Source organism: Rhizobium sp. SVR5-9E (assembly GCF_056755095.1).
Genome location: NZ_JBNDHS010000078.1, coordinates 19424 through 28779 on the forward strand (window position 1 = coordinate 19424; position 9356 = coordinate 28779).

Sequence of the window (9356 nt, forward strand, 5' to 3'; positions counted from 1 at the left end):
TGATCGGTCGCGATGAAGATGCGGCCGTCGTGGTGAATAGCCTGCATCGTCGCTTTGCCGAGATCTTGAGTCGAAGTGGTTATGCGGTCACTTGTAGCATGGGGCGATGATCGTTCCAGCCAATGTCGAGGTTGGCCGCGGCGAGCTTCTTCGCGAGGCAGATCGACTGATGTATCCGGCCTCCCCGGCTCGGAGCGAGGAGCAGTTCCGCCTTCTCGTCCAGGGCGTTACTGACTACGCGATTTACCTGATTGACCTGGAAGCAATGTCGCCAGCTGGAACGCGGGAGCTCAGCGCATCAAGGGCTACGCACCCGAGGAGATTATCGGACAGCGTTTTGCGCGCTTCTATACCGAAGAAGATAGGGCGGCGGGTTTGCCAGAGACCGCGTTGAAAACCGCTGCGTCCGAGGGACGTTTCGAACGAGAGGGCTGGCGTGTCCGCAAGGACGGCAACCGTTTCTGGGGCAAACGTCATCATCGACGCATTCATTCGGATGATGGAACGATCATTGGGTTTGCAAAGATAACCCGCGACATTACCGAAAAGCGCCAGGCGCAGGAGGCTTTGGAGCGAGCACAGCAAGAGCTTTTCCAGGCGCAGAAAATGGAGGCTGTAGGCCAGCTTACAGGTGGCATCGCGCACGACTTCAACAACCTTCTGACGGCCATACTTGGCAGCTTGCAGATTGCACGCAAGAAGGCGGCGTCACTTCCCGAAGTGGTTAACCTCGTCGATAATGCAATCCTTGGCGCGAAGCGTGGCGCGTCGCTGACGCAGCGACTGCTGGCGTTCTCGCGAAAGCAGGATCTCAAGCTGGAGCCTGTTCGTGTGCCGGTCCTCGTTTCGGAAATGGCCGATCTTCTGCAACGCTCAATCGGTCCGGAAGTCGAGATCGGTACGACATTTCCACTGAACCTGCCGCTTGTAATGTCGGATCCCAACCAGCTTGAGAACGCCCTTCTCAACCTGGTCGTCAATGCCAGAGACGCCATGCCGAACGGCGGCGCGATAACGATCTCCGCAAAAAAGCAGGTGGTCGGCGAGCGTCAGATAAAGGACCTGCGCGCCGGCGAGTACGTTTGCGTCTCGGTTAAGGACGAGGGCGTTGGAATGGACGCCGATACGCTGGGGAAGGCGACGACTTCCTCACCACCAAAGGGGTCGGCAAGGGTACGGGCTTGGGACTTCCGATGGTTCAAGGGCTGATGGCCCAGTCGGGTAGGGGACTGATCCGTCAAGTCAGAGCTTGGAAGCGGTACGACGGCAGGAGGTTGCGCCGTCCAGGCCGCTAACCGTGCTTGTTGTCGACGATGATAGCCTCGTTTTGATGAACACCGTGCTCATGCTGGAGGATCTTGGCCATTGCGCGGTTGAAGCACAATCGGGCGAGGACGCGCTCAACCTGCTGGCGGACGGTCCATTGCCTGACATCGTTCTCACTGATCAAGCGATGCCTTACATGACTGGTGCAGATCTCGAAAAAAAGATCACGGAGCGCTATCCGGGCTTGAAAGCTGTTCTCGCGACAGGTTACGCCGAACTTCCGGATGGAGTGAGTGCCGACCTTCCGAGGCTGTCGAAACCGTTCACACAGAGCCAGCTCAACGAGATACTAGCTGCTCATGAGAACTGCTAGGGTTTATTTCGAAAGCGTTTCGAGGTCGCTCGCAAGCTCATTGCACCGGATGGCTCGGCCGGTCTGGACACGCCCGCTGTAGTTACGGCCCGCCCTCCCTGACCGCGCGCTCCAGCTGTTGCGCATGTCGACGATTGTAGGCATGTCACCTCGGTGAGGGTGTGATGTTGCGAGTTGCGCTTGTGGCCAGCCAATGCTTTTTCTTGCGCCATGCTACGCGGAAAAGCGGGGACCGGCATTAATAGACACTGCGATCGACGCGCTGATTGCTATCGACGATACGGCACGCGGTACAATCGAGCAGGCCGAAGAAAAAATCGCAGCGTGAGTCCGGTACGGCGTGTCCTCATTCCGGGATTACATTGAAGGGGTTTTTCTCCATCGGCCGCCTTCTGATGCCGTTTTGCTTGGAGGCGCCGCCGAGCCGCGGACGTGTTCTACTCGCGCGTATCGTCGGGACTGCCTCGAAACCTATCGCCAACGCGGCTCCCGCGGAGCATTGTGGAGAAGCTCGCACGCTGTCGCAAAGGGGCCAAATAGCTGAAGCAGGCGGGTTTCTTCTTCGTGGGACAGTCGATGTCGCTCTGCAAATTCCCTGACCGACCAAACTTTCATTGCGGCTCCTTCGTCGATCTCCGTCGGCTCAACGCGCTCCATGGTCTTCTCCTTTGTCTTACACCGATACTGAAGAAGGGCGATAAGTTAGAGTATGATTAGAGTTACGCCTCAATCTGAAGGTTAGCATGACGGGCGGCAGCGATTAGGGCCAAGCGCGCGTAAGCCTGCGAACGCTTTCCTTCCATGGCCGAAGCGCATGCCTTCAGCGCGCGTAGAAAGGGACCGCCTGTGAGGACAGGCCACCTGTCCGCTAGGATCCACGCTGCTTCACGTGCGCTCTTTATAACGATTTTGGCCGAACCGATGGCCACAATAACTGGTCTGTTCCACACTTTATCGTCGTTCATGTGCATGCACCTCGCCGGCGCATAAACGCGGGTGCCAGACTTTAGTTCCGCGCAACATCATACAACCTCGATCTCCTGGCGCGGGCCTCCTCTGCGCCGGGTGATCGGCGGCTGCTCCCCTCTGGGTCGAGCTACCGCTATCGCTTCGAAATGCTGCAGCGCAAGGCATTTTTCGTCTTGAATACCCACGTCCACTTTCGTAATTTTGGGCCATCAGACGGCGCAAATAACGGAGGTGGAGTATGGCTCCTTCATTTTTTGATCGTGCGGTCTATTTGCGTGGCGGGACCTTTGTCACCGAAATCACGTGCCTCGAAGAGGTCTTTGACTTTCTTGACGATTGGCCGGAGGAGCGCCACGATTTGGCGTATGACACCCTCCATAGAGCCTGCCGCAAAGCGGCGAACGGCTCGTTCCCGCTGGGGGCTGTTCGCGACAACTTCGAGCGGTTCGCAAGGAGGGCAGGCATCCTTGCCGAGATCGAGGAGGTTCCGAACTTCCTTGCCCTTGATCGCGATCGCAACGTGGGAAACGCGTAACAAGATTTATCGCGGCGACAGGCGATCATGCGGCAGGTTGAGCTTTAAGCTCCCAGCCGTATTATTTTCGTACGTACATCTGGAAACCAGTTAGCTGAGTCACGACGTTGATGGTAGCGCTTCGCGTTTCCGAACGGCCGGTGCATAGGTCGGATACCGGATCTGGAGCTAACGTAGCGCCGGCCTCGTTCCGGCTGACGGTGATGCCCGCGGTGGGTTGAGCTGGCAACGCTGGCTCACCGCTGCGCTTGCTATTTCAGGCGGTTGGCTGTTTTATCGCACGCGTCCCGATCCGACCCATGCCGCATAAAGATGCGCGGCGCACTTCGGCTGAGATCCCGTGCTTTCGAGCGAAATAACTCACTTCGTATACCTCGCCTGCTGCTATCCGGCTGCGTCCTGTTTCCCCTTCTTTGTCTTGTCGTCCTACATTCGGATCTCCGTTGCTACAGATGCAGAATGCACAATAGAGGCTAGGAGTTCCCTTCCTTTAGGGGAGGGAGTCCGCCCCACCGCATGTGCGGTCGTGGGTTCGCCCCCCCTGCCGCGACGCTTTATCTGCGGCTTAGCCGATGAAACCGAACAGCCTCGCCAAGCTCCCGATCACTCCGGCGCTCGCACCCAGCATGGCGAGCGCCATCGCCGGCCAGATCCACCAGTCCGGCCGCGCGGCTCTCCCTGATCTTCTGGTCTTATTCTCCGAACCACTCGTTTCGATGCCCCGGCCGCCACTCTCGAGCGAAGCCCTCCCTGAGCATCTTCTTGCCGATTTCTTCATCGTTCGCTCGATAGATATTCACCAGCGGCCGGTGTGACGGCGTCTTGTCGACGACGCCGCTCCACTCAACCCGCAAGCCCTTTTCAGTCAAAAACTCTTTCAGCCTTCCCTTGGCGATTAACGCCAGCTTCCGTTCCTTGATACATTTCGCGTGCGATCCTATCTCCGGCGATGCCCACGACGGACGGAACACCTCGTATGGCCTTCGATGATCATTTATCCCCCATTGGCATAATGGCCGAATAGCAGCTTCCCCGCCTTCTTTCCAAAGGAGCTGCATTTCAGGCGCGCCTCTATATCATCGATCAGCGCGTGTCGTTTCCCATATGGCAGAGCCCGCCTGCCAAATGGCCGCTGCTCTCCACAGGCCGAGCATTTCGCGACGATGTCCACGTGATGCGGGCAGACGTGGATATAGCCTGGTGTCCAATCCGGTATCGGCACAAACCGGCGCATGCGTCATCCTTTCCTCTTCCGAGGTCAAATGCCCTGAATTGGTGAAAGGCGGCCGCCACGTGGATAATTTCAGATCAGTGTCGGTTCGGGATCGGGGTCGATCTCTTCGATGATATGGGTGTGTCGTTCTTCGGAGATCCGACCTTCCGGTCGATCGGCCACATCGTCATCAGTTCGGAGGAGAACGGCTTCATCAGGTCGTTCGGATCAGGCTCCGGAGATAGCCAGCGGCCATAGTCTTCCGGGTGGAGAATGACCGGCATGCGGTCGTGGATCGCGGCCATCATCTCGTTCGCCGGGCAGGTGACAATGGCGAACGCGCGAATTTCAATCCCAGCCTGATCTCGGAATGTTTCCCAGACGCCGGCCAGCGCAAACAGCCTTCCCGACTTCATGGCGATGGCGTAGGGCTGCTTGTTCTTGCCAGTGCCGAAGATGTCCTTCCATTCGAAGAAGCAATAGGCACAAAGGCAGCGGCGCGCGCGATAGGCTGCCTTGAACATGCCGTTTGTGGTGATGCTTTCGCAGCGCGCGTTGATCGGTGGCCTTCCGCCCGGTGGCATCCACCTCGGGATCAATCCCCATCGTGCGCTGACGAAGATTGTGCCCTTCGTGACGGGCTCGCGCACCAGGTCTTTGATGATGATTGGGTACTCGAGGGAAAGGGCACCATTGTAGCGGGGAAATTGATTGGAGAGGCCGAGCGCGCCCTTCCGATCTGCGAACGCAAAGGCGTCCATCATGCTCTCAAGATGGTCTTGATGAAAATGCGTCCGCACATGCCAGAGCTCGCTCCCCCTGATTTCGAGAGCGTAACTAAATACGCCCGTTCGATGTTCCGCAATGAGGACACCGTTTAGCGGTCATACCTAGGCGACTAGCCACGAACCATGCCGCGGCTAATCGCGCTTACCGTCAAGGCGAGCTGAAGCCTGAGGTGACGGATGTCGGCCAGCAGCGTTGCTATCGTTGCCTTGGCATCGTCGTCATGAAAGGCGAGGGCGGCTTCAACCTCATAGTCGATGTCTTCCTTTGTGGCCGGATGCATCAGAGAACGAACCCTTCGGCTCTTGCCGTGTCAAGAACCAATTGGATCGCGCTATCGGGGCTCTCGTCGTAGGCAAACCAAGCAGGTTTGCCCGATGCATCCTCTCCGTTGATGATCGATCGGAAGACGCCGCAAGCAACCCCGCGGTTGCAATCCACGGCGACCTCCAACTGACCCATTGGCGCGCCGGAACCCATATCGTAGGCTCCGGCTACGAAGAGGTGCATCTGCTCGATATCGGCGCCTACCTCCAGCGCAGCAATCAGACGCGGGTGCGCGTCAGTGATAGTGGCTTCGTAAGGCGGTGTCCAATAGGTGCCTTGCTCCAATTCCTCTTCCTTCGGCTGCCGGGGCATAACCGTTCTCCTTTTTCTGAATTGTCAAGCAGGCGGCCGTGGCCGTTTGTTCTTATTATGTTCTCACCGTAGAGAGGGTCAAGACATCTTCTTGAGAAGGTCGAGAAGGATGGCCGTCTCGTCGTTGGCGGCAAGCGCCAGCATGCAATTGTCCGCCAATTCTCCTATTGCTGCGACCGCCTCTCGCTCATGCCAGCCTGCGGCGACTGCGGCAGCAATCAGATCGCGGAAAGCGAACTGCAAGGCATCTTGGCAGCGGATGTGCCTATCGGGATCGTCGTCTGTAACGAACGGCCTTGAGATATCGCTCATATATCGATGATGGCTGATTCCTACTGATTAGCAAGGTATTCCTGATACAGTGCTGGAATGTCCAAGCTGCCGAAGTCAAAGCCCCTTCTGCAGACTGAGAAGCCGGTTCGATCCCGGCCCGCAAGCCTCGCGATCGGGCACAGCCCGATCTCCCCCTTGATGCAATGCCGGCGCGCATAGAGCCCTGCCTTGCGCTGCTGAAGCCCAAAGTACCGAAGGGACCGGATTGGGTCTACGAAATCAATGGGATGGATACCGCCTGGCTGTGCACATCGAGCCCAAGGGCGCGAGGATCATCACCCGCGGCGGCCATGATTGGACGCATCGCTTTCCCCGCATCGAGGAGGCTGTCAAGCAGCTCGGCGTGAATACGGCGATCCTCGAGGGCGAGGCAGTCGTCTTCGATGATCGGGGCCGGTCAGACTTCCGCTGTTGCAGCAATCGCTCGGCGGCCGGGAGGCAAGCAGAATTTCTTTGATGCGATGTTTGTCGCCTTCGACCTTCTTCTCTATTTCGACGGGCACGATCTCACCGGCATGGACTTGATGGCTCGGCGGCATTTGTTGGACGGGCTGATCACCGATCGTGATGGTGTCATCCGGCTCTCCGAAGACATCGATGCAGATGGCGACAGGCTGCTTGCCCTTGCTTGTCCGCACGGCTTCGAATGCAGGAGAGAATGGAGTCCTGATCCGACGATGTCCAATTCGCCGCGAGTATCGGTTCAATTACCGTCGGGATGTACGTTCGGCGCCGCGCATTTGCTGTGGATACTCCCACGATCGCCGTCGCGTAGCTTTTCAGCGCACCTTTGTTAAATGGACAGTCTTGTGTGCCTATGTGTGATTTCAGCTCCTCCCTAGCTCGGCCGTAGATTTGCTTCGGTCCCGAGGTCTCCTGCAACGCACCATACGCTGCTGCGCCCTCACAGGATTAACGACCGGGCATAACGCTCGATGAGCGCACGAAGCTGTCGCTAGACCGCTGTTTCTAATCTCGAGATGCAACTAACTTTTTGTCGCGATAAACCAGCGCGCCGCCCAAATTGTCGGATCCAGTGTCGCGCGGGCGAATGTCGGCTGACAGTGACAGCTCTGCAGAGCAGCTTCAGCCAAGTTAAGGTTGTCAGCAATTTTCGGAAAATACGAACCTGTTTGAATTCCATGCTTTCTAAGCGCAGCCGCCCGCTTTCGCCGCGGCCCGACCCGGGGTTATCGCAGCTTTAAATGCGCCGCGGATCGAGGTCACGGCGGCCACGGCGAGACCGACTTCGTAGCCACACTCGAAAGACGCGACACCAGCGGCCAGTGCCACGCCGGCAAGCTGCGCAATCCGGCTCGCCGCATTGTTGATGCCCGAGGCAAGCCCTTCGTCCGTCTGGTCAACGCTCGACAGGACGGACGCGATGAGCGGCGCCGCGAGCACGAATGACAGGCTAAGATCGAAATGGTCGGACATCAATTCGACGTTCATCAGCATACCGGGCATCTCAAGAAATGGGCAATATGTGGACTCATGCGGACATACCGGTCGCTTCGAGATGGCTGTGACTCTCGGTTTGGAGAGGCGATCCCGTATGAAGAGACCAGTCGCGCAACCGCGCAACCTTTACGAAGGCGTCAAGCGCTGGTGAGTAGCGTCGGCCCTGCACCGCAAGAAGCCGGACCTCTCGCCATACCGGATCCCCCTCGATCGGAAGCGCCTTTAGGGAGGGTAATCGGGGCATATGCTCGGGAGCGAGGACTATTCCAAACCCCGCCTCTGCCAAATGCTGCAGGTGCAAGTCGTGGCAGCTGCGATGGTTGGGATGCGGCGGCGGCGGCGCGTCGGCAAAGCAGAGACGGCGAAATTTCGGAGCCACGTCACAATAGGTGCGCTCAAGGATAATGGCTTCGCGAAGCGCTTCGATTCCGATCGCCGGAAGATCGGCAAGTTCATGCGACGAAGCGAGAACGGCGACATAGCGCTCCTCGAACAGCGCCCAATCGTCGATTCTTTCTGGTCTCTCGTCGAGATCACCAACCAAGGCGACATTTACTTCGCCCTCTAATAGGAGCTCAACAAGGCGGCTTGGCTGCTCTTCTCGAAGCTCGACATGGAGGCCGGGGACGAATTTGCGGATCTCAGCGATGGGCTCGAGAACGAGCGAAGCGGAAATGGATGGGGCGAGACCGATCGTTAATGGAGCTACTTCCTTCTGCTGAAACTCACGCGCTCGGCGTCGAACCGCCTCAGTCGATGCAAGTGCGCGCTCAAGCATGGGCAGCACCGCCTTGCCCAAGTCAGTGAGGTGGGTAAGTTGACGCTCTCGGTAGATGAGCTCGCCCCCAAGTTCCTGCTCCAGCTTTTGCACGCCCTTGGTCAGTGCCGGTTGCGTGACGTTACACATCTCCGCAGCACGCGTGAAGTTGCGCGTGCTTGCGACAGCTAGAAAGTACCGTACCTGGTGGAGCTCCATTGGTGTTCACCGTCAACTGTTTCGGTCACTACTGAGCCCCTGCGATGGCAATGCAGCATCACGCTGGGGGCGCGGGGGGGGCGCTATATCCGAAAGCTACGTTGCCACCGGTGCCGTCGCGATGAAACCCGCGTCGGGCGTCCCTGGACGGGCGGACACGCTTTGTGGAATCCAAAGCGGGCCCAGCGGCGAGGATCAGTGCATCAGGCATGCGCGAATATGGCTAAGGATTGGAAAGAGCTCGGTTGGGTCGCAGTGTCGGGTGTAGTTAAGGCTGATATCGGCGTACTCCACGATCCCATCTGGTCTTATTACGTACAGAGCTGGCATCGTTAGTGTCCAACTCGACTCCTCATTCACGGCGGCAAGGTCGAGACCGGATTCTATTTCAGTGGCGCGCAACTCTGGGGACAGCTTCCAACGCAGGCCGAACGCGCGAGCTACCTTCCCGCCGCGGTCGACGAGGTACCGTCCGCCGTCCAGGCACGAAACTCGATCTCGGCGATCAGGGTCGGCTCGACCCAGACAATATCGACGCTTCCGGAATAGGGTAGGGGGCTGTTTTCGCTTCCAGGGCAACTCGGCGCGCCATACTTCGTCTATAATCACTCACGTAGTTCCATAAATCGCGGCGCTGACGACAAGCGCGCTGGCTACAATGATGACAATGTCGTCCCCGAAGCCGGCGAACGCTGCCTCGTGCGACACGATGCCGGTGGAAACTGCGACAAGCAGCGCGAGAACTGCAATGAGGTCGTAGCGGAGCCGTCCCCATATGAAAGCGACCATCAGGCCGATCAGAATG

Annotated in this window: 9 protein-coding genes and 5 pseudogenes; 4 read left to right on the forward strand and 10 right to left on the reverse strand. The window is 58.2% G+C overall.

The window, feature by feature from the left end; genetic code table 11:
• Positions 1-115: 115 nt before the first annotated feature.
• Positions 116-1639, forward strand: a pseudogene (locus ACPYOJ_RS26270) (PAS domain S-box protein); the annotation flags it as partial.
• 471 nt (positions 1640-2110) lie between these two features.
• Here ACPYOJ_RS26270 and ACPYOJ_RS26275 read toward each other — a convergent pair.
• Together ACPYOJ_RS26275 and ACPYOJ_RS26280 are read right to left on the reverse strand one after the other, a co-directional pair.
• Complete coding sequence (locus ACPYOJ_RS26275) at positions 2111-2296, reverse strand: hypothetical protein (RefSeq protein WP_481418865.1); 186 nt, start codon at positions 2294-2296, stop codon at positions 2111-2113.
• A 62-nt stretch (positions 2297-2358) separates the two neighbouring features.
• The gene (locus ACPYOJ_RS26280; protein ID WP_481418866.1) at positions 2359-2610 is read right to left on the reverse strand and encodes a DUF982 domain-containing protein; all 252 of its coding nucleotides are present in this window, start codon (positions 2608-2610) and stop codon (positions 2359-2361) included.
• A 236-nt stretch (positions 2611-2846) separates the two neighbouring features.
• Here ACPYOJ_RS26280 and ACPYOJ_RS26285 point away from each other — a divergent pair, with 236 nt between their 5' ends.
• Both ACPYOJ_RS26285 and ACPYOJ_RS26290 read left to right on the forward strand, forming a co-directional pair.
• Positions 2847-3143, forward strand: coding sequence for a DUF982 domain-containing protein (locus ACPYOJ_RS26285; RefSeq protein WP_481418867.1), 297 nt, complete (start codon positions 2847-2849; stop codon positions 3141-3143).
• A 572-nt stretch (positions 3144-3715) separates the two neighbouring features.
• Positions 3716-3958, forward strand: a complete 243-nt coding sequence (locus tag ACPYOJ_RS26290; protein WP_481418868.1) for a hypothetical protein — start codon at positions 3716-3718, stop codon at positions 3956-3958.
• Between the two features lie 488 nt (positions 3959-4446).
• Here ACPYOJ_RS26290 and ACPYOJ_RS26295 read toward each other — a convergent pair.
• The 4 genes and pseudogenes from ACPYOJ_RS26295 to ACPYOJ_RS26310 all read right to left on the reverse strand — a co-directional run bounded on the left by ACPYOJ_RS26295 (position 4447) and on the right by ACPYOJ_RS26310 (position 6093).
• A pseudogene (locus ACPYOJ_RS26295) lies at positions 4447-5158 on the reverse strand (SOS response-associated peptidase).
• 96 nt (positions 5159-5254) lie between these two features.
• Entirely contained in the window at positions 5255-5425 is a 171-nt protein-coding gene (locus tag ACPYOJ_RS26300) for a hypothetical protein (RefSeq protein WP_481418869.1), read from the reverse strand.
• Complete coding sequence (locus ACPYOJ_RS26305; RefSeq protein ID WP_481418870.1) at positions 5425-5781, reverse strand: hypothetical protein; 357 nt, start codon at positions 5779-5781, stop codon at positions 5425-5427. Before ACPYOJ_RS26305 ends, ACPYOJ_RS26300 begins: the two co-directional genes overlap by 1 nt.
• Before the next feature lie 78 nt (positions 5782-5859).
• Complete coding sequence (locus ACPYOJ_RS26310) at positions 5860-6093, reverse strand: hypothetical protein (protein ID WP_481418871.1); 234 nt, start codon at positions 6091-6093, stop codon at positions 5860-5862.
• A 57-nt stretch (positions 6094-6150) separates the two neighbouring features.
• Between ACPYOJ_RS26310 and ACPYOJ_RS26315 the strand changes: the two are divergent.
• Positions 6151-6761 (forward strand): annotated as a pseudogene (locus ACPYOJ_RS26315) (ATP-dependent DNA ligase); the annotation flags it as partial.
• 502 nt (positions 6762-7263) lie between these two features.
• Here the strand turns inward: ACPYOJ_RS26315 and ACPYOJ_RS26320 are convergent.
• From ACPYOJ_RS26320 to ACPYOJ_RS26335, 4 genes and pseudogenes are all read right to left on the reverse strand, one after another.
• The gene (locus ACPYOJ_RS26320; protein ID WP_481418872.1) at positions 7264-7572 is read right to left on the reverse strand and encodes a hypothetical protein; all 309 of its coding nucleotides are present in this window, start codon (positions 7570-7572) and stop codon (positions 7264-7266) included.
• Positions 7573-7606: 34 nt separating this feature from the next.
• The gene (locus tag ACPYOJ_RS26325; protein ID WP_481418873.1) at positions 7607-8551 is read right to left on the reverse strand and encodes a LysR family transcriptional regulator; all 945 of its coding nucleotides are present in this window, start codon (positions 8549-8551) and stop codon (positions 7607-7609) included.
• A 440-nt stretch (positions 8552-8991) separates the two neighbouring features.
• Positions 8992-9130, reverse strand: a pseudogene (locus ACPYOJ_RS26330) (non-homologous end-joining DNA ligase); the annotation flags it as partial.
• Between the two features lie 45 nt (positions 9131-9175).
• Positions 9176-9355: pseudogene (locus ACPYOJ_RS26335) on the reverse strand (SLC13 family permease); the annotation flags it as partial.
• Position 9356: the final 1 nt, after the last annotated feature.